This window comes from Ramlibacter sp. (assembly GCF_036383835.1).
Lineage (GTDB): Bacteria > Pseudomonadota > Gammaproteobacteria > Burkholderiales > Burkholderiaceae_C > Ramlibacter.
This window is the reverse complement of record NZ_DASVNN010000030.1, coordinates 1-22,630: the sequence shown is the minus strand read 5'-3', so window position 1 is coordinate 22,630 and position 22,630 is coordinate 1. Positions and strand designations below refer to the sequence as shown.

At 67.9% G+C, this 22,630-nt stretch carries 22 protein-coding genes; 13 read left to right on the top strand and 9 right to left on the bottom strand.

The features are described from left to right. Positions 1–77 precede the first annotated feature (77 nt). Positions 78–605: a hypothetical protein gene (locus VF522_RS05310; protein ID WP_330907190.1), complete on the top strand. Its 528-nt coding sequence runs from the start codon at positions 78–80 to the stop codon at positions 603–605. A gap of 121 nt (positions 606–726) precedes the next feature. Here the strand turns inward: VF522_RS05310 and uraH are convergent, their stop codons facing one another. Further along, complete coding sequence (uraH, locus tag VF522_RS05305) at positions 727–1,080, bottom strand: hydroxyisourate hydrolase (RefSeq protein WP_330907189.1); 354 nt, start codon at positions 1,078–1,080, stop codon at positions 727–729. Between the two features lie 65 nt (positions 1,081–1,145). Here uraH and VF522_RS05300 point away from each other — a divergent pair, with 65 nt between their 5' ends. From VF522_RS05300 to VF522_RS05275, 6 genes are all read left to right on the top strand, one after another. Continuing rightward, positions 1,146–1,811, top strand: a complete 666-nt coding sequence (locus tag VF522_RS05300) for a GntR family transcriptional regulator (RefSeq protein ID WP_330907188.1) — start codon at positions 1,146–1,148, stop codon at positions 1,809–1,811. Beyond that, positions 1,808–2,752, top strand: a complete 945-nt coding sequence (puuE, locus tag VF522_RS05295; protein ID WP_330907187.1) for an allantoinase PuuE — start codon at positions 1,808–1,810, stop codon at positions 2,750–2,752. Before VF522_RS05300 ends, puuE begins: the two co-directional genes overlap by 4 nt. A 2-nt stretch (positions 2,753–2,754) precedes the next feature. Beyond that, entirely contained in the window at positions 2,755–4,533 is a 1,779-nt protein-coding gene (gene uraD, locus VF522_RS05290) for a 2-oxo-4-hydroxy-4-carboxy-5-ureidoimidazoline decarboxylase (RefSeq protein WP_330907186.1), read from the top strand. Continuing rightward, positions 4,530–5,750: an ArgE/DapE family deacylase gene (locus VF522_RS05285; protein ID WP_330907185.1), complete on the top strand. Its 1,221-nt coding sequence runs from the start codon at positions 4,530–4,532 to the stop codon at positions 5,748–5,750. The genes uraD and VF522_RS05285 overlap by 4 nt, the downstream gene beginning before the upstream one ends. After that, entirely contained in the window at positions 5,747–6,754 is a 1,008-nt protein-coding gene (locus tag VF522_RS05280; protein WP_330907184.1) for an MYG1 family protein, read from the top strand. Before VF522_RS05285 ends, VF522_RS05280 begins: the two co-directional genes overlap by 4 nt. Positions 6,755–6,986: 232 nt before the next feature. Continuing rightward, positions 6,987–8,465, top strand: coding sequence for an NCS1 family nucleobase:cation symporter-1 (locus VF522_RS05275; RefSeq protein WP_330907183.1), 1,479 nt, complete (start codon positions 6,987–6,989; stop codon positions 8,463–8,465). Here the strand turns inward: VF522_RS05275 and VF522_RS05270 are convergent. The 3 genes from VF522_RS05270 to VF522_RS05260 are packed head-to-tail and all read right to left on the bottom strand — an operon-like array spanning position 8,408 to position 11,451. Beyond that, a complete protein-coding gene (locus VF522_RS05270) occupies positions 8,408–9,055 on the bottom strand; it encodes a 2-hydroxychromene-2-carboxylate isomerase (protein WP_330907182.1) in 648 nt (215 codons plus the stop codon). The two genes, VF522_RS05275 and VF522_RS05270, sit on opposite strands and share 58 nt — an antisense overlap. After that, the gene (locus tag VF522_RS05265; RefSeq protein ID WP_330907181.1) at positions 9,052–10,434 is read right to left on the bottom strand and encodes an FAD-dependent oxidoreductase; all 1,383 of its coding nucleotides are present in this window, start codon (positions 10,432–10,434) and stop codon (positions 9,052–9,054) included. Before VF522_RS05265 ends, VF522_RS05270 begins: the two co-directional genes overlap by 4 nt. A gap of 45 nt (positions 10,435–10,479) precedes the next feature. Then, a complete protein-coding gene (locus VF522_RS05260; RefSeq protein ID WP_330907180.1) occupies positions 10,480–11,451 on the bottom strand; it encodes a tripartite tricarboxylate transporter substrate binding protein in 972 nt (323 codons plus the stop codon). Positions 11,452–11,558: 107 nt separating this feature from the next. Here VF522_RS05260 and VF522_RS05255 point away from each other — a divergent pair, with 107 nt between their 5' ends. Next, entirely contained in the window at positions 11,559–12,335 is a 777-nt protein-coding gene (locus VF522_RS05255) for a GntR family transcriptional regulator (protein WP_330907179.1), read from the top strand. A 21-nt stretch (positions 12,336–12,356) separates the two neighbouring features. Here the strand turns inward: VF522_RS05255 and VF522_RS05250 are convergent, their stop codons facing one another. From VF522_RS05250 to VF522_RS05230, 5 genes are read right to left on the bottom strand one after another with little or no spacing between them, the layout of a single operon-like run. Further along, positions 12,357–13,310, bottom strand: coding sequence for an SMP-30/gluconolactonase/LRE family protein (locus tag VF522_RS05250; protein ID WP_330907178.1), 954 nt, complete (start codon positions 13,308–13,310; stop codon positions 12,357–12,359). Further along, positions 13,307–14,590: a TRAP transporter large permease gene (locus VF522_RS05245; protein WP_330907177.1), complete on the bottom strand. Its 1,284-nt coding sequence runs from the start codon at positions 14,588–14,590 to the stop codon at positions 13,307–13,309. The genes VF522_RS05250 and VF522_RS05245 overlap by 4 nt, the downstream gene beginning before the upstream one ends. Continuing rightward, positions 14,581–15,126, bottom strand: coding sequence for a TRAP transporter small permease (locus VF522_RS05240; protein ID WP_330907176.1), 546 nt, complete (start codon positions 15,124–15,126; stop codon positions 14,581–14,583). The genes VF522_RS05245 and VF522_RS05240 overlap by 10 nt, the downstream gene beginning before the upstream one ends. Positions 15,127–15,136: 10 nt before the next feature. Continuing rightward, positions 15,137–16,102: a TRAP transporter substrate-binding protein gene (locus VF522_RS05235; RefSeq protein ID WP_330907175.1), complete on the bottom strand. Its 966-nt coding sequence runs from the start codon at positions 16,100–16,102 to the stop codon at positions 15,137–15,139. Positions 16,103–16,123: 21 nt separating this feature from the next. Then, positions 16,124–16,945, bottom strand: coding sequence for an NAD(P)-dependent oxidoreductase (locus tag VF522_RS05230; protein ID WP_330907174.1), 822 nt, complete (start codon positions 16,943–16,945; stop codon positions 16,124–16,126). 114 nt (positions 16,946–17,059) lie between these two features. On the opposite strand from VF522_RS05230, the gene VF522_RS05225 reads away from it, so the two are divergent. The 5 genes from VF522_RS05225 to VF522_RS05205 all read left to right on the top strand — a co-directional run. Next, the gene (locus VF522_RS05225; RefSeq protein ID WP_330907173.1) at positions 17,060–17,782 is read left to right on the top strand and encodes a FadR/GntR family transcriptional regulator; all 723 of its coding nucleotides are present in this window, start codon (positions 17,060–17,062) and stop codon (positions 17,780–17,782) included. A 78-nt stretch (positions 17,783–17,860) separates the two neighbouring features. Then, the gene (gene kdgD, locus VF522_RS05220; RefSeq protein ID WP_330907207.1) at positions 17,861–18,772 is read left to right on the top strand and encodes a 5-dehydro-4-deoxyglucarate dehydratase; all 912 of its coding nucleotides are present in this window, start codon (positions 17,861–17,863) and stop codon (positions 18,770–18,772) included. A 38-nt stretch (positions 18,773–18,810) separates the two neighbouring features. Further along, complete coding sequence (locus tag VF522_RS05215) at positions 18,811–19,770, top strand: Bug family tripartite tricarboxylate transporter substrate binding protein (RefSeq protein WP_414709451.1); 960 nt, start codon at positions 18,811–18,813, stop codon at positions 19,768–19,770. A gap of 2 nt (positions 19,771–19,772) precedes the next feature. Next, entirely contained in the window at positions 19,773–21,098 is a 1,326-nt protein-coding gene (gene gudD / locus VF522_RS05210) for a glucarate dehydratase (RefSeq protein WP_330907171.1), read from the top strand. Between the two features lie 96 nt (positions 21,099–21,194). Next, on the top strand, positions 21,195–22,630 hold a 1,436-nt coding region (locus VF522_RS05205), incomplete at its 3' end, for an aldehyde dehydrogenase family protein (RefSeq protein WP_330907170.1).

The window sequence follows — 22,630 nt, the reverse complement described above, 5'->3', positions numbered from 1 at the left end:
AAGGTCATCATTGGACGGCGGATTCCCGTTGTAGAGTCCGCCGGCGTTTCGCCAGCATTCCACCGCCAGGACCGACCATGAAGTATCACCCTGCCCTGCGTCCGTTGACTCCCGCCGTACTGGGAACCGCCGCCCTGCTGGCTTCCTGCACCACGGCGCCGCCGCCGCCTCCGCAACAGCCGCCTCGCACCGTGGCGCAACCCGCCACGCCGCCGGCAACCGTCGCCGTGGCACCGCGCACCGCGCCCGGCATGGTCATCAAGACCTCCAGCGCCACCAACCCGCGCGCCTATCGCGCCGACGCCGCGCAGCACCTCTACTCCCTGAACCAGGAACGGATCTGGAAGGGCCGCATGCCCCCGCTGCTGTACGCGATCGGCGTGCTGCAGGTGGAAGTGGACGGCGGCGGCCAGGTGCGCAACCTGAACTGGATGCGCGCGCCCAAGCACGCGCCCGAAGTGATCGCCGAGATCGAGCGCACCGTCCGCGCGGCCGCCCCTTACCCGGTGCCGGCGCGCATGGGCAAGGTGGTCTACACGGACACGTGGCTGTGGCACAAGAGCGGCAAGTTCCAGCTGGATACGCTCACGGAAGGCCAGGACTGAGAACCCGTCACGCACGTTGAGCATCGTCACCCCCGCGCAGGCGGGGGCCCAGGGAAAGCGGCCATGGGCCGCTTTTCTTTTTGGAAGCCCTGGATCCCCGCCTTCGCGGGGATGACGGGACTCATGACCCTCGATAAGTCGAATACGCCCACGGACTCACCAGCAGCGGCACGTGATAGTGCTGGTCGACATGCGCGATGCCGAAATCCAGCGTCACGCGGTCGAGGAAAGGCGGGTCGGGCAGCGCCACGTTGCGCGAGCGGAAATACGCGGCCACGTCGAACACCAGCCGGTAGGTGCCCTTCTTCACGTTCGCGTTGTCGAACAGCGGCCCCTCCGGGTTGCGCCCGTCCGCGTTCAACACGAAACGCTTGACCAGCTGGGGCGCGCCACCGCCCGTGGTGTACAGGTCCACCGCCATGCCGGCGGCCGGCGTGCCGTGCATGGTGTCGAGGACGTGGGTGCTCAGGCCCATGGGATTCTCCGTGGATTGTCCACCGCAGTGTATACACTTTTAGCGGATCGGGCTATCATGGCCGCATGGAGTCGTCTTCCACAGCAACCATCGTCGCCGCGCTCACGCGCGCCATCGTCGAGCACCGCCTGCAGCCGGGCACCAAGCTGGCGGAGCAGAAGCTGGCCGACCACTTCGGCGTCTCGCGCACGCTGGTGCGGCAGGCACTGTTCCAGCTGGTGCAAAAGCACCTCGTGAAGATGGAGCCGGCGCGCGGCGCCTTCGTCGCCGCGCCCACGGTGGAGGAAGCGCGCCAGGTGTTCCAGGTGCGCCGCCTGCTGGAAGCGGAGATGGTGCGCGGGTTCCTCCGCAACGTCACGCCCGCCAAGCTCAAGGCCTTGCGCGACCACCTCGCGCAGGAAAAGGCGGCGGTGGACCGGCGCGATGCCGCGCAGGGCGTGGAACTGCTCGGCGACTTCCACGTGCGGATGGCCGAACTCGCCGGCAACGGCGTGCTCACGCAGATCCTGCGCGACCTCGTGTCGCGCAGCTCGCTGATCTCGCTCATGTACCAGCGCGACAGCTTTGCCGCGCATTCGCAGGAGGAACACGTGGAGCTGGTGAAGGCGCTCGCCGCGAAGGACGAAAAGCGCGCGGTGAAGCTGATGGAGGAACACCTGCTGCACGTCGAGGAAAGCCTCGCCTTCGACCGTTTCGTCCCCACCCACGACATCGCATTGGCACTTGCATGAACGGCATTTACGACTCGACCGCGGCGTATCCGCGGGACTTGATTGGGTACGGCCGCAATCCACCGCACGCACAGTGGCCCGGGCAGGCCCGCGTCGCCGTGCAGTTCGTCCTGAACTACGAGGAAGGCGGCGAGAACTGCGTGCTGCACGGCGACCCGGCCTCCGAGCAGTTCCTCTCCGAGATGTTCAATCCGGCGGCCTTTCCGGAGCGCCACCTGAGCATGGAAGGCATCTACGAATACGGCTCGCGGGTGGGCGTGTGGCGCATCCTGCGCGAGTTCGAGCAGCGCAAGCTGCCGCTGACCGTGTTCGGCGTCAGCACGGCGCTCGAGCGCCATCCGGAGGTCACGCAGGCCTTCATCGAACTGGGACACGAGATCGCCTGCCACGGCTGGAAGTGGATCCACTACCAGAACGTCGACGAAGCGACCGAGCGCGAGCACATGCAGCTCGCGGTCGACGGCATCCGCCGGCTCACCGGCAACCTGCCGCTCGGCTGGTACACCGGCCGCGACAGCCCCAACACGCGGCGGCTCGTGGCCGACCACGGCGGCTTCGCCTACGACAGCGACTACTACGGCGACGACCTTCCCTTCTGGATGAAGGTGAGGAAGACCGACGGCACAGTCGCGCCGCACCTGGTCGTTCCCTACACGCTGGACTGCAACGACATGCGCTTTGCCCTGCCGCAGGGCTATTCGCATGCCGATCCCTTCTTCCAATACCTGAAGGACAGCTTCGATGCGCTGTACGCGGAAGGCGACGAGGCGCCGAAGATGATGAGCATCGGCATGCATTGCCGCCTGCTCGGGCGTCCGGGCCGCATCACCGCGCTGCAACGCTTCCTGGACCACATCGCGAAGCACGACCGCGTGTGGGTCTGCCGCCGCATCGACATCGCGCGCCACTGGGCGCAGGTCCATCCTTGCCAGGAGGGCTGACCATGCCCCTCACGATCGAACAAGTGAACGCGGCGTCCGGTGCGGAGGCCGCGAAGCTGCTGGACGGGCTCTACGAGCACTCGCCCTGGATCGCCCAGGCGGCGCTCGCCCAGCGGCCGTTCCGCTCGCTGAGCCACCTGAAGCAGGCGATGGCGGACGTCGTGCGCGAAGCGGGCGCCGGGAAGCAGCTGGCCCTGATCCGCGCGCACCCCGAGCTCGCCGGCAAGGCCATGGTGTCGAACACGCTCACCAGCGAATCGACCCACGAACAGAGCAAGGCCGGCCTGACCAACTGCTCGCCCGAAGAGTTCGCGCGCATCCAGCAGCTCAATGCCGACTACAACGCGAAGTTCGGCTTCCCCTTCATCCTCGCCGTGCGCGGTCCGCGCGGCACGGGCCTGGATCGCAAGGAGATCATCGAGACCTTCGCGCGGCGTCTCGGCCATCCCGCGGACTTCGAGCGGGCCGAAGCCCTGCGCAACATCCATCGCATCGTGGAACTGCGCCTGAACGACAAGTTCGGCGTGGAGCCCACGCTCGGCAACCTCGTGTGGGACTGGCAGGAGCGGCTCGCGCGGCACAGCGATCCGGGGTATGCGGAGAGGGCGCAGCTCACGGTCACCTACCTCACCGACGCCCACCGCGCCGCCGCCAGCCAGATCGCGCAGGACATGCGCGAGTGCGGGTTCGACGAGGTGGAGATCGATGCGGTGGGGAACGTCGTCGGGCGGTATCGCGGGTCGTCCGAGGAACGCTACGTCCTCACCGGCTCCCACTACGACACCGTGCGCAACGGCGGCAAGTACGACGGGCGGCTCGGCATCTTCGTGCCGATGGCCTGCGTGCGTGAACTCGCGCGGGCGAAGCAACGCCTGCCCTTCGGCATCGAAGTGGTCGGCTTCTCGGAAGAGGAAGGACAGCGCTACAAGGCGACCTTCCTCGGCTCCGGCGCGCTGATCGGGCATTTCAATCCCGCCTGGCTGGAACAGAAGGACACGGACGGCGTGACCATGCGCGAAGCGATGCGCCACGCCGGCCTGCCCGGCTCGCTCGAAGCGATCACCGCGCTGCAGCGCGATCCCGCGCGCTACCTGGGCTTCATCGAGGTCCACATCGAACAGGGCCCGGTGCTCAACGAGATCGACCTGCCGCTGGGCATCGTCACCTCGATCAACGGCGGCGTGCGCTTGCAGTGCGAAGTCACGGGCATGGCAAGCCACGCCGGCACGACGCCCATGGACCGGCGCCGCGATGCGGCCGTCGCCGTGGCGGAACTCGCGCTCTACGTGGAGCGGCGCGCCTCGCAGGACGGCGACTCGGTCGGCACCATCGGGATGCTGCAGGTGCCCAACGGCTCGATCAACGTCGTGCCCGGCCGCTGCCTGTTCTCCCTCGACCTGCGCGCGCCGACCGATCCGCAACGTGACAAGCTGGTGGCCGACGTGCTGGCGAAGCTGAAGGAGATCTGCGAACGCCGCGGCCTCGCCTTCAGCTTCGAGGAAACGATGCGCGCCGCCGCCGCACCGAGCGCGCCCGAATGGCAGCAGCGCTGGGAGCGTGCCGTGGAAAGCCTGGGCGTGCCGCTGTACCGCATGCCCAGCGGCGCCGGCCACGACGCGATGAAGCTGCACGAAGCGATGCCGCAGGCCATGCTGTTCGTGCGCGGACAGAACGCCGGCATCAGCCACAACCCCCTGGAATCGACGACGAACGACGACATGCAGCTGGCGGTGCAGTCCTTCCAGCACCTGCTGCAGCAACTGGCGAAAGAGATGCAATGAACGACTACGACCGACTGGATGCCTGGATCGACGCGCACTTCGACGAGGAAGTGCGCTTCCTGGAGGAGCTGATCCGCGTGCCCACCGACACGCCGCCCGGCAACAACGCGCCGCACGCGGAGCGCACCGCCGACTTGCTGAAGGCCTACGGCTTCGAGGCCGAGAAGCATCCGGTGCCCGAGGCGGAGGTGAAGAGCTACGGCCTGCAGTCCATCACCAACCTGATCGTGCGCCGCCACTACGGCGACGGTCCCACCATCGCGCTCAATGCCCACGGCGACGTCGTGCCGCCCGGCGAAGGCTGGACGCACGACCCGTATGGCGGCGAGATCGAAGGCGGCAGGATCTACGGCCGCGCGGCTGCCGTCAGCAAGAGCGACTTCGCCAGTTTCACGTTCGCGGTGCGCGCGCTGGAGTCGCTCGCCGACAAGCCGAAGGGCAGCGTCGAATTGCACTTCACCTACGACGAGGAATGGGGCGGGGAGCTCGGCCCGGGCTGGCTGCTGAAGAACAAGCTGACGAAGCCCGACCTGATGATCGCGGCCGGCTTCAGCTACGAGGTGGTGACCGCGCACAACGGCTGCCTGCAGTTGGAAGTGACGGTGCACGGGAAGATGGCGCACGCGGCCATCCCGCACACCGGCGTCGACGCGCTGCAGGGCGCGGTGAAGATCCTCGATGCCCTGTACGCGCAGAACACGCTCTACCAGCAGGTCACGTCGAAGGTGCCGGGCATCAAGCACCCCTACCTGAACGTGGGCCGCATCGAGGGCGGCACCAACACCAACGTCGTGCCCGGCAAGGTGATGTTCAAGCTGGACCGCCGCATGATCCCGGAAGAGAACCCGCAGCAAGTGGAAGCCAGCATCCGCCAGGTGATCGCCGACGCGGGCCAGGACTTCGCGGGCACCGTCGAGATCCGCAAGATGCTGCTGGCCAATTCGCTGAAGCCGCTGCCCGGCAACAAGCCCCTGGTCGAGGCGATCCAGAAGCACGGCAAGGCGATGTTCGGGCAGGATATCCCCGCCATGGGGACCCCGCTCTACACCGACGTTCGCCTCTACGGCGAGGCCGGCGTCCCCGGCGTCATCTACGGCGCCGGACCGCGCACCGTGCTCGAATCGAACGCCAAGCGCGCCGACGAGCGACTGGAGCTGGACGACCTGCGTCGCGCGACCAAGGTCGTCGCCCGCACGCTGCACGACCTGCTGGGATGACGAAGCGCATCGCCACGCACAGCGGCTCCTTCCATGCCGACGACATCTTCGGCGTGGCAGTCCTCGCGTCGGTGTTCCCCGACCACGAGATCGTGCGCACCCGCGACGAAGCGCAGATCGCGACCGCCGATTTCGTCGTCGACGTCGGCGGACGCTGGGACCCGGCGGCGGGCCGCTTCGACCATCACCAGCGCGAGTTCGACGGCGCCCGCACGCGGCAGGCGGCCGACGGCCGCATCGAGCGCGCGGAAGGCTATGCCAGCGCGGGCCTCGTCTGGCGCGAGTTCGGGCCGGCCTACGTTCGCCAGGTCGCGCAGGAGATGGGCGAGGAATTGCCCGACGCGACGCTTGCCCGCATCGCCAACGACATCGATGCCGGACTGGTGCGCTATCTCGACCTCGTCGACACTGGCGAAGCGATGGTGGCGCCCGGCGCCGTCGGTCTCTCCACCCTGCTCTCGACCCTGAACAGCAACTGGGTCGAGGAAGAGGGCCTCGGCGCCAGCGCGCTCGCGCACCTGCAGCTGCGGCGCTTCCAGGAAGGGATGGCGATCGTGCAGCTGTTCCTCGAACGGCTGGTGCGGCGGCGCATCGGCCAGGACATGGCGGCGGCGCAAGTGCGCGGCGCCGAGCGGCTGCTGGCCGGTCGCGTGCTGTTCCTCGCCAAGGGCGGCATGCCCTGGACCAGCGTCGTGCTGGAGGAAATGCCGCAGGTGCTGCTCGTGCTCTATCCGGAGGCCGACGAGGAAGGACAGCGCTTCGTGCTGCGCACGGTGCCCGCCGGCCCGGGCACCTTCGCATCGCGCATGGACCTGCCGCAGGCCTGGGCCGGCCTGCGCGACGGCCAGCTCGCCGCGGTCACCGGCGTGACCGATGCGGTGTTCACCCACACCAAGCGATTCATCGCGGTGGCGCGCAGCTTCGAGGGCGCGCTGCGGCTGGCTGAGCTGGCGCTGGTGGGCAAGGAAGTTGCCCACCCTACGACCGCATCGTCGTCCGCTTGAATCCTCCGGTCGCCCGCCTTTTGTAGGGTGGGCAAGCTTCGCTTGCCCACCGCGCGCGCCCATTGCGTCGCGCCCCGATTACCCGCATCCTCGTCAAAGCAGTTGCCCGCCGAAACGCCCGCCATCGCGGGGTTTCCTCTATCCGGCGTGTCGACTGACGTGTATACAGTTTTGCACACGATCCGTACGACGGGCGGCGTCTTCTGCCCGACAGCCCACCAGGAGAAAAGCGATGAGCCATGCCGACTGGAGCGCCAAGGGCTACAGCCCCGGCCTCACGAACGAGGACCTCGCCCCGACGACGCCCGAGCAGCGCCGCTGGGGCGCCTTCAGCATCTTCAACGTCTGGACCTCGGACGTGCACAGCCTGTGGGGCTACTTCCTCGCGGCCAGCCTGTTCCTCCTGTGCGGCAGCTTCGTCAACTTCCTGCTCGCGATCGGCATCGGCTCGCTGGTGATCTACGTGCTGATGACGATGGTCGGCCTGGCCGGTGCGCGCACCGGCGTGCCCTTCCCGGTGCTCGCGCGCGCTTCCTTCGGCGTGTGGGGGGCGAACTTCCCGGCGATGGTGCGCGCCATCGTGGCCTGCTTCTGGTACGGCGCGCAGACGGCCGCCGCCTCGGGCGCGATCGTGGCGCTGCTCACGCGCTCGCCGGAGATCATGGCCTTCCACAAGAACGTGCCCTTCCTCGGCCACTCGGCGCTGGAAGTGATCTGCTACGTGGTGGTATGGGGCCTGCAGCTGCTGATCATCCAGCACGGCATGGAGACGGTGCGCCGCTTCCAGGACTGGGCCGGCCCCGGCGTGTGGTTCGCGATGCTGATCCTCGCCATCGGCCTGGTGGTGAAGGCCGGCGGCTTCTCCTTCGACAGCGGCATCCCGCAGGACGTGCTGCTGGAAAAGACCAAGGACGCCGGCGTGCCGGGCACGCCCGGATCGCCGACGGCGCTGCTCGCCGTCGCGGCCGTGTGGATCACCTACTTCGCCGCGCTCTACCTGAACTTCTGCGACTTCACGCGTTACGCGAAGGACGAGGCCGCGGTGAAGAAGGGCAACCTCTGGGGCCTGCCGGTCAACCTGATGCTGTTCTCGCTGGTGGCCGGCGTCACGACCATCGCGGCCTACAAGGTGTACGGCGAGGTGCTGGTGCACCCCGACCAGATCTCGGCCAAGTTCGACAGCTGGGTGCTCGCCGCGATCGCCGCGATGACCTTCGCGGTGGCGACGCTGGGCATCAACGTGGTGGCCAACTTCGTGTCGGCGGCCTTCGACATCTCCAACACCTTCCCGCGCAAGATCGGCTTCCACAAGGGCGGCTACATCGCCGCGGCCATCGCACTGGTGCTGTATCCCTTCGCGCCCTGGGAAGGCGGCGCCGCGCACTTCGTCGGCGCCATCGGCTCCACCATGGGCCCGCTGTTCGGGATCATCATGGTCGACTACTACCTGATCGCGCGCGGCCGCATCCACGTCGACGAGCTGTACCGCGAGCAGGGGCGCTACCGCTACCAGGGCGGCTGGCACGTCAAGGCGCTGGTCGCCGCCGGCGTCGGCATCGTGTTCTCGACGATCCTGCCGAACTTCACCACGCTGCTGCCGTCCTGGTGGGGTCTGTACGGGTGGTTCTTCGGCGTGGCGATCGGCGGCGCGACCTATTGGGGGCTGCGGATGCTGCCGGAGGTGGAATCGGAGCTGCAACGGCAGCCCTGAAGCAGGCGCTCGGCGAGAAAGTCCAGCCTGTCCTGCCCCCAGAAACGCTCGCCCGCCACGACGAAGGTGGGCGAGCCGAACACCTGGGCCTCCACCGCGCACCGGGTGTTCTCCAGGTACTGGCGCTCCGTTTCCGGCCGCTGCGCGACACGCGCCAGCGCAACGCCGTCCAGGCCGCAATCGTCGGCGATCCGCTCCAGCGTGGCCCAGTCCCCGATGTCCCGGTCCTCCTGCCAGATCGCGCGAAGCACCGCGTGCGACAAGCCGAGCGCGTCCACGCCGCCATTGCGTGCGGCGATCAGCAGGCGGCTGGACGGGCCGCGGTCCACCGGGTAGTAGCGTGGCTCCAGCTGGAGGGGCACCCCCAGCCGCTTCGACCAGCGCCCGAGTTCGAGCTGCCGGTAGCTGCGCCGCGCGGCGGAACGCTGGGGAAACGGCGTCCCGCCGGTGGCCGCGAACACCGCGCCCAGGTCCACCGGCAGCAGGTCCACTTCCGCCCCGGCGCTGCGCGCGAGGGCGATGAAGCGGGCGCTGCCGAGCCAGGTCCAGGGGCTGGCCGTGCTGAGCCAGTACTGGATCCTGGTGCTCAAAGCCGGACGTCTTCGGCGCGCAGCGGCATGCCCAGGGCCCGCAGCGCCGCCTGCACCTTGCTCACCGGCACCTGCCGCACCGTCACGCCCTCTTCCACCGCAATCGCCGCGGCCACGCCGGCAGCCTGCCCGGTCGCCATGCAGGCGGGCATGTTGCGCGAACGCGCGTGCGCCTCGTGGTCGGCCGAGATGCAGCGGCCCGCCACCAGGATCTGCTCCACGCCGCGCGGCAGCAGCGTGCGGTACGGGATCTCGTAGGGGGGCATGCTCTGGAAGTCGACGTCCCCGCCCTTCGGGTCGTGGATGTCCAGCGCCGAGGCGTCGGCGGCGATGCTGTCCTCGAAGCGCGTCTCGCCGCGCGAATCGGGACCGGTGAGCGTGTATTCGCCGAGGATGTGGCGCGTCTCCCGCACGCCCAGGATGGGCGAGACCTGGCCCAGGCGGGCCTGCTCGAAGCCGGGCACGCGCTCCTTCAGGAAGCGGCACACGCCCTCGATCTGGCGGTAGCACTCCAGGATCGCGTCGGTGAACTCCTTGGGCTTGAACACGTCGACGCCCAGCACGCGGGTGGCGTTGACGTACATCTGGCCGTCGGCCGTCTTCAGCGTGATATTGTCGCGCTGCAGCTTGACGCCGGTTTCGCTCTGGAACCGCCGCAGCATGCCGTTGAATCCGGTCAGCCAGAGGCCGTAGTCCAGGCCGGCCTCGGTCGCGGGAATGGCCCGCGCCGGCACGTCGTCGCAGGTGCGCGCCCAGTCGGCCAGGCGCTTGAGGTCGACGTTCTTCATGATGAAGTACATCGACACCGGCTGCATCGTGGCTTCGCGTTCGCCGGAGCCCATCACGAACGGCGCATCCGCCTTGGCCGCCATGTCGGCGTCGGCCGAGCAGTCGATCAGCACCTTGGCGCCGACGAACTGGCGGCCGCCCTTGCCCTCGATGATGACGCCGGTCACCACGCCGTCCTCCACGTACGGCGCGGAGACGAAGGTCTCGAACAGGATCTGCACGCCCGCTTCCACGCACAGGCGCGTCAGCAGCATCTTCATGATCTCGGGATCGGTCGGCGAGGCGATCTTCACGCCCCCGGTCTTGGTGGTCGCCATGTAGTCCTCGCCCGCGCCGCCGGCGGAGCGCGCCAGGTTCCAGATCTCCAGGGGGATGCCGCCGATCAGGGCGCCCGAGGGCTTGGTATTGAGCCCGAGCGTCAGGATGCCGCCGAGCGAGCCGAAGCGCTCGATCAGCACCACCTTCTTGCCGCGGCGGGCCGCTGCGATGGCCGCGACCGGGCCGGTCGTCCCGCCGCCCACCACGACGACGTCCGCTTCCATCAGCACGGGGAGGTCGCGTGCCGGTTCCTGGATCCTGGTTCTGCTCACTGGATGTCCTTCATCGTTCAATGTTGTCTGCTGGAATGAGGTTGTTCACTCGGCCTTGGCGCCGGAGTCCTTGACGGCCTTGGACCACTTCGCGATCTCGTCGCGGTTCCAGGCGGCGAATTGCTCCGGCGTGTTGCCGACGACCACGGCACCGGAGGCCGCCAGCTTGTCCTTGACCTCGGGCATGCGAAGCACGGCGACCAGGTCCGCGTGGATCTTGTCGACCACGGGCTGCGGCGTGCCGGCAGGCACCAGCGCGCCGATCCAGGAAACCGCCTCGAAGCCCGGCAGGCCGGATTCCGCCATGGTCGGGACTTCGGGCAGCGAGGAGGCGCGCTGCAGGCTGGTCACCGCGATCGGCTTGAGCTTGCCGTTCTTGACGTGGGTGGTGGCCGCCACGATGTTGTCCCACATCAGCGCGACCTGGCCGCCGAACATGTCGTTGTAGGCCGCCGGCGTGCCCTTGTACGGCACGTGCACGAGTTCGGTCGCGGTCGCCGTCTTGAACATCTCGCCGGCGAGGTGGTTGGAAGTGCCGACGCCGCCGGAGCCGAAGTTCAGCTGCCCCGGTTTGGCCTTCGCGAGCGCGATCAGCTCCTTGACGTTCTTCACCGGCACCGAAGGATTGGCGACCAGCACCAGCGGGGTGGTCGCCACCAGCGTGATCGGCGTGAAGTCCTTCAGGTAGTCGTAATTGAGCTTGCCGTACAGCGAGACGCTGATCGCGTTGGCCACCGTCCCGAAGAAGATGGTGTAGCCGTCGGCGGGAGCGCGCGCCGCCAGCTCGCTGCCCAGGTTCCCTCCGGCCCCCGGGCGGTTCTCGATCACCACCGGCTGGCCCCACTTGTCGGACAGCTTCTGGCCCACCGTGCGGGCGATCACGTCCGTGGCGCTGCCGGCGGGGAAACCGAACAGGATCTTCACCGGCTTGTTCGGCCACGCTTCGGCGCGCGCGACTGGAGTCGCCACCGCGGCGACTGCTGCCAGGGCGAAGGCAAGGAGGGTCTTGGCGTGCATGGGATGTCTCCTGGTTTGTTTGATCTAGTGCACCAATACTACAGTGCTCTATAGCATTGGTCAACTCGATCATGGTTGGGTTACGATCCCTGCCGAAGAAGCGCCCCATGAACATCGCAGTGAGCCCCGCCGCCCCCGACCCGCTCGGCATCTACGCCGCGCCCGAGATGCCGGGCGTGACCAAGTACGCGCAGCTGCGCGAGACGCTCATCGCGGCGATCCGCGGCGGCCACTGGAAACCGGGCAGCCAGCTGCCGCCGGAGCGCGAACTGGCGCGCATGACGGGCTTCAGCCTGGGAACGGTGCAGCGGGCGCTGCGCGAACTCGCCGAGACCGGCCTGCTCGTGCGCAGCCAGGGCAGCGGCACCTACGTGGCGGAAGGGCGCGGCGCGATCGACGAACCGCTGCACCTGCGATTCCTGGGCCGCGAGGGGGAGCCCACCTTCCTGCCGCTCTACCCCAAGGTGCTTTCGCGCAAGCGCATCGACGAGCGCGGGCCCTGGTCGGAGTGGCTGCGCCAGACCGGGGCCGACATCGTCCGGGTGAACCGCCGCATCAGCGTCAACGGCGAGTTCGACCTGTTCAACCGCTTCTACTTCAACGCGGAGACCTTCCCCGGCATCGCTTCGGCGCCGCTGCCCACCCTGGATGGCGCCAACCTGAAGCAGATGCTGGGCAACCAGGTCAGCATGCCGGTGACCGACGTGCGCCAGCGCGTCTCGTACGTGAAGTTCCCGGAGGAAGCCGCCAGCGCCACCGGCGTCAGGGCCGGCACGCGCGGCATCCTGCTGGAGAGTGCGGCCATGGCCGGCCGCCATCCGCTCTATTACCTGGAATCCTTCATTCCGCCGAACGAACGCAGGCTCGACGTGTCGTCGACCTGAGGCTGCCGGGCGGGTGCGGGTTCAGGCCGCTCCCTGCGTGTTGACGTACAGCGCATACACCGAATGGCTCGCCGCCATGAACAGGCGGTTGCGGTGTTTTCCGCCGAAGCACACATTGGCGCAACGCTCCGGCAGGTGGATATGCGCGATCGCCGTCCCGTCCGGCGCGAACACGCGCACGCCGTCGAGGCCCTCGGGGTCCGCGCCCGGAGCGCCATTGCTGCCGAAGCCGCACCACAGGTTGCCCGCCACGTCCACGCGGAAGCCGTCGAAAGCGCCGGGACCGTTCGCGTCGAGCGCGACGCGCTTGTTCGACAGCTTGCCGTCGCGGTGGTCGTAGGCCCAGATCAGGCGATGCGGCGTGGCGCGGCTCTCCACGACGTACAGCACCGACTCGTCGGGCGAGAAGGCCAGGCCGTTCGGGGCGTTCAGGTCGATGATCAGCTGCTGCAGCTTGCCGTCCGGAGCGATACGGTACACGGCGTGCGGCAGTTCCTGTTCGGCCGGCTCGCCTTCCCAGTAGCCGTGAATGCCGAAGCTCGGATCGGTGAACCAGATGCTGCCGTCCTTCGCGCACACGATGTCGTTCGGCGAATTGAGGCGCTTGCCCTCATGGCGGTCGGCCAGGACGGTGATGCGGCCGTCGTACTCGGTGCGCGTCACACGCCGCGTGAGGTGCTCGCAGGTGAGCAGCCGGCCCTGGCGGTCGCGGAAGTTGCCGTTGGCGTTGTTGGACGGGTTGCGGAAATCGCTCACCGCTCCGGACGCCTCATCCCAGCGGATCACGCGATTGTTCGGAATGTCCGACACCAGCAGGTAGCGCCCGTCGCCGAACCACACCGGCCCTTCGGCCCAGCGCAGCCCGGTGACGATGCACTCCACGCTGGCGCTGAAGAGACGCAGCTGGAGGAAGCGCTCGTCGAGAACCTCGATGGCGGGGTCAGGGTAGCGAAGGGACGGAATGAAGTCGCTCATTTCAGGATCAGGTTCGGGAGCGCCATCGAGAACGAAGGCACGTAGGTCACCAGCATCAGCGCCGCGATGAGCGCGCCGTAGAACGGCCAGATCGTCTTCATCACCTCGCCCACCGAAATCTCGCCGATGGTGCAGCCGACGAACTGCGTCGTCCCCACCGGCGGCGTGTTGAGTCCCAGCGCGCAGTTGATCAGCATCACGATGCCGAACTGTTCCGTGCTCATGCCGAACTGCTGGCAGATCGGCAGGAAGATCGGCGTGCAGATCAGGATGGTGGCCGCCATGTCGAGAAAGGTGCCGAGGATGAACAGGATCACGTTCACCATCAGGAAGATCACCCAGGGCGAGGTGCTCATGCCGGCCAGTGCCTTGCCGGTCGCCTCGGCCACGCCGTACAGGCCGATCAGGTAGCCGAACATGGAGCTGATGCCGATCAGCAGCAGCACGGTGCCCGTGCTCTTGACGGCCTTCGCAGCCGCCTTGAGGAACTGCTCGCGCGTCAGGCGCTTGTAGACCAGCGCGGCGAGAAACAGCGCCCACAGCACCGCGACCGAGGCGGACTCCGTCGCCGTGAACGCGCCCGACAGGATGCCCGCGATGATGATGGCCACCACGAACAGGCCCGGCAGCGCCGCCGCGAAGGAGTAGCCGACGATCTGCCAGCCGGGAAAGGTGCCCGCCGGATAACCGCGCTTGACCGCCACCCAGTACGCCGCCGCCAGGTTGCACAGCGTGAGGATCACCGCCGGCACGATGCCCGCGAGGATCAGCGCCGCGATGCTCACCTTGCCGCTGGCCGCCAGCGCGAAGATGATCAGGTTGTGCGAGGTGGGCATCAGCGCGCCGACCAGCGAGGCGTGCGTCGTCACGTTCACTGCGTAGTCGGCGTCGTAGCCTTCCTTCTTCATCTGCGGGATGAGCACCGCGCCCATGGCGGACACGTCCGCCACCGGCGAGCCCGACACGCCCCCGAACAGCGTGCAGGCCAGCACGTTGCTCATGCCCAGGCCGCCGCGCACGTGCCCCGCCATCGACTTGGCCAGCTGGATGATCTTGTCGGCGATGCCGCCGTACATCATCACTTCGCCGGCGAAGATGAAGAAGGGGATCGCCAGGAAGGAGAACGGGTTCATGCCGGAGATCATCTGCTGGAAGCCCACCGCCAGCGGCAGGCCTTCGTACAGCAGCGTCGCCAGCGACGACAGCCCGATCGAGAACGCCACCGGCACGCCCAGCAGCAGCAGCAGCGTGAAGCTCACGCACAGGATGGTCAGTGCCATGAGGGCTCCACTTCCTCGCCGCGCGCCAGCGCGATCAGGTGCTCGAGGGAAAACAGCGCGACCAGCACGCCGGCGATCGCCGGCGGGATGTACTTGAACGCCTCGGAGATGCCCAGCGTCGGGATGTTGTAGCTCCAGACGCTGTGCGCCAGCACGCCGCACTGCCACGCCATGACGCCGCCGAACACGAACACGAGCACGTGGATCAGGCGCTCCATCACGAGTCGCACCTTTTCCGGCGCGAGCACGAGGAAGGATTCCAGCCCGATGTGCCCGGCGTCGCGCACGCCCACGGCCATGCCCAGCATGGTCACGTAGAGCACCAGCAGCACCGCGCCGCTTTCGGCCCAGGTGGGCGTGTCGTTGAAGATGTAGCGGCCGACCACCTGGTACAGCACCGCCACGATCAGCAGGCACATCCCCGCCACGCCCAGGCGCAGGCAGAAGCGCGCCAGGGCGGCGCAGAAGCGCGTATAGAGATGGGTGCCCGATGGCGCGGCGATGAACTCCGCGCCGTCGGCGGCTTGCGTCGTCATGGCCCGTCGCTTACTTGGTTTCGCTGACGCGCTTGACCATGCCCTGCAGCTTCGGGTCCTTCAGGAACTTCTCGTACACGGGCTTCATCGCGGCGCGGAAGGTGGCGGTGTCCACGTCGACGATCTGCGCGCCGCCGGCCTTCACCTGCGCCAGCGACTTGGCTTCACGCTCGTCCCACAGCTTGCGCATGTAGGTGACGGACTCCTTGGCCGCCGCGCGGATCGCCTTCTGGTCGTCCGGCGTCAGCGTGTCCCAGGTCTTCCTGGAGAACAGCAGGATCTCCGGCGCCATCGAGTGCTCGGTCTTGTTGTAGTACTTGGCCACCTCGAAGTGGCGGGTGCTCTCGTAGCTGGGATAGTTGTTCTCGGCGGCGTCGACCAGGCCGGTCTTGAGCGCCGTGTACACCTCGCCGAAGGGCATCGGCGTGGCGTTCGCGCCCATGGCTTCCATCAGCGCCACCCACAGGTCCGACTGCTGCACGCGGATCTTCATGCCCTTGACGTCGGCCAGCGACTTCACCGGCTTCTTCACCGAGTAGATCGAGCGCGCACCCGAGTCGTAGAAGGCCAGGCCCACGAAGCCCTGTTCCTCGCAGCTCTTGAGGATCTCCTCGCCGATCGGGCCGTCCAGCACGCGGCGCATGTGGCCGGTGTCGCGGAACAGGAAGGGCATGGTCGGCACCATGGTCGCCGGGCAGATGTTGTTCATCGGCGCGACGTTCACGCGCGTCATCGCCAGCGCGCCCAGCTTGGTCTGCTCGATCGTGTCCTTCTCCTGGCCGAGCGCCGACTTGGCGAACACCTTGATGGTGTGCTTGCCGTTGGTGAGCTTGGACAGCGTCTCGCTCATGTGGCGCACCGCCAGCACCGTGGGGTAGTCGTCCGGGTGGATGTCGGAGGAACGGAACTCGGTGGCCTGCGCGCCGGCGGCGGCAGCCAGCGCCAGGGCGGCGGCGAGGCGGGTGATGGTCTGCATGCTTTGTCTCCTGTGAAGGTCTTATTGGTCGAACGGGCCCATGTGGACGAAGCCGCCGGCCTGGTAGGTCACGGCGGGATCCTTCAGGTCCAGTTGGGGTTGTGCGGCTTCCTTGGCGGCGCGGAACGGCTCCGAGCTGTCCTGCGGGCGGTACCCGATGTGACGCGCCGGCGTGTTGTCCCACCACGTGGTGGTGTTGTCGGACATGCCGTAGATGATGGTGTGGCCGGCGACCGGGGCGGTCAGGCTCGCGACCACGAGGCGCTCGAGGTCGTCGTAGGAAAGCCAGGTCGCCAGCATGCGGCGGTCCCTCGGCTCGGGGAAGGACGACCCGATGCGCAGGCACACGGTCTCGATGCCGTAGCGGTCGAAGTAGAAGCGCGACAGGTTCTCGCCGAAGGCCTTCGAGATGCCGTAGTAGCCGTCGGGCCGCACCGGCATCGTCGGGTCTATCACTTCGTCCTGGCGGTAGTAGCCGGTGACGTGATTGGAGCTCGCGAACACGATGCGCTTCACGCCGTGCCGGCGCGCCGCCTCGTAGAGGTTGTAGACCCCGACGATGTTGGCCTGCAGGATCGCATCGAAGGGCTGCTCGGTGGAGATGCCGCCGAGATGCACCACGGCATCGATGCCGGCGAGCAGCTCATGCACCGCGGCGCGGTCCTCCAGCTTCGCCTCGACGACTTCCTCGCCGGCCTGCGCCGCATCCATCGCGGCGGCGTCGCTCACCCTCAGGAGCGAACATCGGGATCGGAGGCGGGGCCGCAGCTGGCGGCCCAGCGCGCCGGCAGCACCGGTCAACAGGACGCGCCCCAGGGAAATGGGAGAGGCAGAGGAGGCCATGCTTTCCTTTCGTCGGGCGCCTGCTACATTAGGGCCGGATCGGTTGTCATCCGTTATCAGTCGTCGTACAAGTATTCCTGCCCGCCCGCCCGAATCCGAAGAGGGATAACCCGCATGAATGAAGCCGTCGTCCGCCGCCGCCCCCGCAGCCTCGCCCACGACGTGGTCGACGCGCTGGGCGGCCGCATCCGCGATGGGTCGCTCAGCTCCGGCGAAAAGCTGCCCACCGAGGCGGCCATCATGGAGGAGTTCGGCGTCAGCCGCACGGTGGTGCGCGAGGCGATCTCGCGCCTGCAGGCCGCCGGCCTGGTGGAGACGCGCCATGGCGTGGGCACCTTCGTGGTCGGCCTCGGCGACGCGACCACCTTCCGGATCTCGCCCGACCAGCTCGGCACGCTGCACGACGTGATCGAGGTGCTGGAACTGCGCATCGCGGTGGAGACCGAAAGCGCGGCGCTGGCGGCCCTGCGCCGCAGCGAGGACAACCTGCAGAGCTTGCGCCATGCGCTCAAGGCTTTCATCGCCGCGGTCGAGGAAGGCCGCGACGCGGTCGGTCCCGATTTCCAGTTCCACCTGGAGATCGCCCGCGCCACCCAGAACCACCACTTCATCGACCTGATGGGGACGCTCGGCGGCATGATGATCCCGCGCGCCCGCCTGGAGCCGGCGGGCCCGCTCACCCCCGAGCGGCAGGCCTACCTGCGGCGGGTGAACAGCGAGCACGAGAACATCGTCGATGCGATCGCCCGGCAGGACACCGAGGGCGCCCGGGCCGCCATGCGCACCCACCTGGCCAACAGCCGCGAGCGCCGGCGGCGCTTGGCCGAGGGCACTTAAACCCCTTCAAGTCGTCGGACATCCTTGGGAAGTTTTGCGGCAAGTTGTACGATGTCCTATCTCTTGACCGGAACGACCATGACGCCCAACGAACTGAAGAAGGCCCTCTCCACCGGCCTGCTCTCCTTCCCCCTCACCGACTTCGACAAGGAACTGCGCTTCGACCCGAAGGGCTACGCCGACCGCCTCGAGTGGCTGCAGCCCTATGGCGCCACCGTCCTGTTCGCCGCCGGCGGCACGGGTGAGTTCTTCTCGCTGGAGCCGCAGGAATACGCGCAGGTGATCAAGGTCGCCGCCGAGACCTGCAAGGGCCGCACCCCCATCGTCGGCGGCGCCGGCGGCGGCACCACCCTGGCGATCAAGTACGCGCAGGAAGCCGAGCGCAATGGCGCGCAAGGCGTGCTGCTGCTGCCGCACTACCTGACCGAAGCCACCCAGGAAGGCCTGGTGCAGCACGTCGAAGCCGTCTGCAAGAGCGTGAAGATCGGCGTGATCGTCTACAACCGCGGCGCCACCAAGCTCACCGCCGAATCGCTGCTGAAGCTGGCCGAGCGCTGCCCCAACCTGATCGGCTTCAAGGACGGCACCGGCGACATCGAGCGCATGGTCTCCATCCGCCAGAAGCTGGGCGACCGCTTCGCCATGATCGGCGGCATGCCCACCCACGAGGTCTACGCCCACGCCTACAAGGCCCTCGGCGTGCCGACCTATTCCTCCGCGATCTTCAACTTCGTCCCGCGCACCGCGATGGAGTTCTACAACGCCTACTGGGCCGGCGACACCGCCACCACGGGCCGCCTGATCGACGAGTTCTTCCTGCCTTACCTCGCCATCCGTGCCAAGGGTGAAGGCTATGCCGTGTCCATCGTGAAGGCCGGCGCCACCATCGTCGGCAAGAGCGCCGGCCCGGTGCGCCCGCCCCTGTCGGACCTGAAGCCGCAGGAAGTGGAAGAACTCGCCGCCCTGATCCGCAAGCTCGGCGCGCAGTAAACAAGCGCCTGCTTTTTCCACTGGAGACTCCAAGCATGATCAAGAAGACCCTGATGGGCCTGGCCCTGGCTGCCGCCGCGGCGAGCGCCTTTGCGGCCGGCTACCCCGAGAAGCCGGTGACCCTCGTGGTGCCGTTCCCGCCGGGCGGTTCCACCGACGCCATCGCCCGCGTGCTGGCGCAGAAGCTGCCCGAGAAGCTGGGCGGCACCTGGATCGTCGACAACAAGGCCGGCGCCACCGGCACCATCGGCGCCGCGTTCGTGAAGCGCGCGCCCGCGGACGGCTACACGCTGTTCGTGTCCTCGCTCGGCCCGTTCGTGATCGCCCCGCACCTGATCAAGGGCGTGCAGTACGACGCGCTGAAGGACCTCGATCCGATCACGGTGGCCGTGCAGGCCCCGAACGTGCTGGTCGTTCCCGCCGCTTCGCCGTACAAGACGGTCGCCGAACTGCTGGCCGGACTGAAGAAGACCCCGGGCAAGGTGAGCTTCGCCTCCTCCGGCAACGGCTCGTCCGACCACCTGTCGGCCGAACTGTTCTGGCAGCAGACCAACACCGAAGGCCTGCACATCCCGTACAAGGGCGGCGGCCCCGCCATCAACGACCTGCTGGGCGGCCAGGTGGACGCGGCTTTCGTGAACATCAACAGCATCCTCCAGCACGTCAAGGCCGGCAAGGTGAAGGCGCTGGCCATCTCCTCCGAGAAGCGTTCGCCGCTGCTGCCGGAAGTCGCCACGCTGCAGGAGCAGGGCGTCAAGGGCGCTGAAGTGCAGTCCTGGCAGGCCATCGCCGCGCCGAAGGGCATCCCGGCCGACGTGAAGCAGAAGCTCTACACCGCGATGGCGTCCATCCTCAACGAGAAGGAAGTGAAGGACAAGCTGCTGGCGCAAGGCTTCGAGATCGTCGCCAACACGCCCGAGCAGTTCGCCAAGTTCCAGGCGGCGGAATACGCGAAGTGGAAGAGCCTGATCGAGACCCGCAAGATCACGGCTGATTGAGAATGAGCGCTCCCGTCGTCAAGACGCTGCGTGTGGTCCCGGTCGCCGGCCGGGACGACATGCTCCTGAACCTCTCGGGCGCGCATGCGCCCTTTTTCACCCGCAACATCGTCCTGGTGACGGACAGCGAAGGCCACACCGGCCTCGGTGAAGTCCCCGGCGGCGAGAAGATCCGCCAGACGCTGGAAGACGCCCGTCCGCTCGTCGAAGGCCAGTCCATCGGCAACCTGCAGGCGATCCTGAATGCGATGCGCACGAAGTTCGCCGACCGCGACTCGGGCGGCCGCGGCCTGCAGACCTTCGACCTGCGCACCACCATCCACGCGGTAACCGCGGTGGAATCGGCCCTGCTGGACCTGCAGGGCCAGCACATGGGCGTGCCCGTCGCGGCCCTGCTCGGCGAAGGCCAGCAGCGCGACGCGGTGCAGATGCTCGGTTATCTCTTCTACGTCGGCGATCGCAAGAAGACCAACCTGCCTTACGCCTCCGAGCCGGACGCGCAGGACGACTGGTTCCGACTCCGCCACGAGGAAGCACTGACGCCCGAGGCAATCGTGCGCCTGGCCGAAGCGGCGCAGAAGCGCTACGGCTTCCAGGACTTCAAGTTGAAGGGCGGCGTGCTGAGCGGCGATGCGGAAGTCGAAGCCGTCACGGCGCTGCACGAGCGCTTCCCCCAAGCGCGCGTCACGCTGGATCCCAACGGCGGCTGGCTGCTGAAGGACGCGATCCGCCTGGGCCGGAAGATGCAGGGCGTCGTCGCCTATGCGGAAGACCCGTGCGGCGCCGAGGAAGGCTTCTCCGGCCGCGAAGTGATGGCGGAATTCCGCCGTGCCACCGGCCTGCCGACCGCGACCAACATGGTGGCGACCGACTGGCGCCAGATGGCCCACTCGCTCGCGCTGCAGTCGGTGGACATCCCGCTGGCCGACCCGCACTTCTGGACCATGGCCGGCTCGGTGCGCGTGGCGCAGACCTGCCGCGACTGGGGCCTGACCTGGGGCTCGCACTCCAACAACCACTTCGACATCTCGCTGGCGATGTTCACGCACGTGGGTGCGGCCGCGCCGGGCAAGGTCACCGCGATCGACACGCACTGGATCTGGCAGGACGGTCAGCGCCTGACGAAGGATCCGCTGAAGATCGAAGGCGGCTACGTGCAGGTCCCGAAGAAGCCGGGTCTCGGCATCGAGATCGACGAAGGCGAACTCGAGAAGGCCAATGCGCTGTACAAGCAGCACGGCCTGGGTGCGCGCGACGACGCGATCGGCATGCAGTTCCTGGTGCCGAACTGGAAGTTCGATCCGAAGCGGCCTTGCATGGTGCGCTGACAACTGTCATTCCCGCGAAGGCGGGAACCCAGGGCTTTCCATGCGGATGCCCTGGATCCCCGCCTCCGCGGGGATGACGCCAACCTGGAGACCGACATGTTCAAGAACCTCATCGGCGGCGAGTGGGTAGCAGGTGCCCGCGTATCCCGCAACATCAATCCTTCCGACACGCGCGACGTCGTCGGCGAATACGCGCAGGGCAACGCCGAGCACGCCCAGCAGGCGATCGCCGCCGCCGCCAAGGCGCAGGCTGGCTGGGGCCTGTCCACGCCGCAGCAGCGCTTCGACATCCTCGATGCCGCCGGCGCCGAGATCCTGGCGCGCAAGGCCGAACTGGGCGACCTGCTCGCCCGCGAAGAAGGCAAGACCCTGCCCGAAGCCATCGGCGAAGTGGCCCGCGCCGGCAACATCTTCAAGTTCTTCGCCGGCGAAGCGCTGCGCGTGGGCGGTGAGGTGGTGCCCTCCGTGCGTCCGGGCGTTGGCGTCGAAGTCACGCGCGAGCCGGTCGGCGTCGTGGGCCTCATCACCCCCTGGAATTTCCCGATCGCCATTCCCGCCTGGAAGATCGCCCCGGCGCTGGCCTTCGGCAACGCCGTGGTGCTCAAGCCCGCGGACCTCGTGCCGGGCAGCGCCTGGGCCATTGCCGACATCCTGCACCGCGCCGGCCTGCCCGCCGGCGTCTTCAACCTGGTGATGGGCCGCGGCTCCGAAGTGGGCCAGGTGCTGCTGGACGACAAGCGCGTCAACGCCATCAGCTTCACGGGTTCCGTCGCCACCGGCCAGCGCATCGCGCAGGCGTGCGTGGCGCGCATGGCCAAGTTCCAGCTGGAGATGGGCGGCAAGAACCCGATGGTGGTGCTGGACGACGCCGACCTGGACGTCGCCGTGGCGGCCGCGCTCAACAGCGGCTTCTTCTCCACCGGCCAGCGCTGCACGGCGTCTTCGCGCCTGATCGTCACCGAAGGCATCCACGACAGGTTCGTGGCCGCCATGGCCGAGAAGATGAAGACGCTCAAGGTCGACGACGCGCGCAAGAAGGGCACCGACATCGGCCCCGTGGTGGACGACAAGCAGCTCGCGCAGGATCTCGAGTACATCCAGATCGCCAAGGCCGAAGGCGCCAGGCTGGTGGCCGGCGGCGAAGCGATCGAGAAGAACGCCGACGGCGCGCCGGGCTACTACCTGCAGCCGGCCCTCTTCACCGAGACGACCGCGCAGATGCGCATCAGCCGCGAGGAAGTCTTCGGCCCGGTGGTGAGCGTCATCCGCGCGAAGAACTACGACGAGGCGCTGGCGCTGGCCAACGACACCGAGTTCGGCTTGTCCGCGGGCATCGCCACCACCTCGCTCAAGCACGCCACGCACTTCAAGCGCCACTCGCAAGCGGGCATGGTGATGGTGAACCTGCCCACCGCGGGCGTGGACTACCACGTGCCCTTCGGCGGCCGCAAGGGCTCCAGCTACGGCCCGCGCGAGCAGGGCCGCTATGCGGCGGAGTTCTACACGACCGTGAAGACGGCGTACACGCAGGC

What these genes read in the sequence shown, in the direction of transcription:
- uraD (WP_330907186.1), top strand. Translation starts at nt 2,755, where the DNA reads ATGCCCCTCACGATCGAACAAGTGAACGCGGCGTCCGGTGCGGAGGCC.
- VF522_RS05255 (WP_330907179.1), top strand. Translation starts at nt 11,559, where the DNA reads ATGAACATCGCAGTGAGCCCCGCCGCCCCCGACCCGCTCGGCATCTAC.
- puuE (WP_330907187.1), top strand. Translation starts at nt 1,808, where the DNA reads ATGAACGGCATTTACGACTCGACCGCGGCGTATCCGCGGGACTTGATT.
- VF522_RS05240 (WP_330907176.1), bottom strand. Translation starts at nt 15,126, where the DNA reads ATGACGACGCAAGCCGCCGACGGCGCGGAGTTCATCGCCGCGCCATCG.
- VF522_RS05280 (WP_330907184.1), top strand. Translation starts at nt 5,747, where the DNA reads ATGACGAAGCGCATCGCCACGCACAGCGGCTCCTTCCATGCCGACGAC.
- VF522_RS05250 (WP_330907178.1), bottom strand. Translation starts at nt 13,310, where the DNA reads ATGAGCGACTTCATTCCGTCCCTTCGCTACCCTGACCCCGCCATCGAG.
- kdgD (WP_330907207.1), top strand. Translation starts at nt 17,861, where the DNA reads ATGACGCCCAACGAACTGAAGAAGGCCCTCTCCACCGGCCTGCTCTCC.
- uraH (WP_330907189.1), bottom strand. Translation starts at nt 1,080, where the DNA reads ATGGGCCTGAGCACCCACGTCCTCGACACCATGCACGGCACGCCGGCC.
- VF522_RS05225 (WP_330907173.1), top strand. Translation starts at nt 17,060, where the DNA reads ATGAATGAAGCCGTCGTCCGCCGCCGCCCCCGCAGCCTCGCCCACGAC.
- VF522_RS05245 (WP_330907177.1), bottom strand. Translation starts at nt 14,590, where the DNA reads ATGGCACTGACCATCCTGTGCGTGAGCTTCACGCTGCTGCTGCTGCTG.
- VF522_RS05235 (WP_330907175.1), bottom strand. Translation starts at nt 16,102, where the DNA reads ATGCAGACCATCACCCGCCTCGCCGCCGCCCTGGCGCTGGCTGCCGCC.
- VF522_RS05300 (WP_330907188.1), top strand. Translation starts at nt 1,146, where the DNA reads ATGGAGTCGTCTTCCACAGCAACCATCGTCGCCGCGCTCACGCGCGCC.
- VF522_RS05310 (WP_330907190.1), top strand. Translation starts at nt 78, where the DNA reads ATGAAGTATCACCCTGCCCTGCGTCCGTTGACTCCCGCCGTACTGGGA.
- VF522_RS05230 (WP_330907174.1), bottom strand. Translation starts at nt 16,945, where the DNA reads ATGGCCTCCTCTGCCTCTCCCATTTCCCTGGGGCGCGTCCTGTTGACC.
- VF522_RS05275 (WP_330907183.1), top strand. Translation starts at nt 6,987, where the DNA reads ATGAGCCATGCCGACTGGAGCGCCAAGGGCTACAGCCCCGGCCTCACG.
- VF522_RS05260 (WP_330907180.1), bottom strand. Translation starts at nt 11,451, where the DNA reads ATGCACGCCAAGACCCTCCTTGCCTTCGCCCTGGCAGCAGTCGCCGCG.
- VF522_RS05285 (WP_330907185.1), top strand. Translation starts at nt 4,530, where the DNA reads ATGAACGACTACGACCGACTGGATGCCTGGATCGACGCGCACTTCGAC.
- gudD (WP_330907171.1), top strand. Translation starts at nt 19,773, where the DNA reads ATGAGCGCTCCCGTCGTCAAGACGCTGCGTGTGGTCCCGGTCGCCGGC.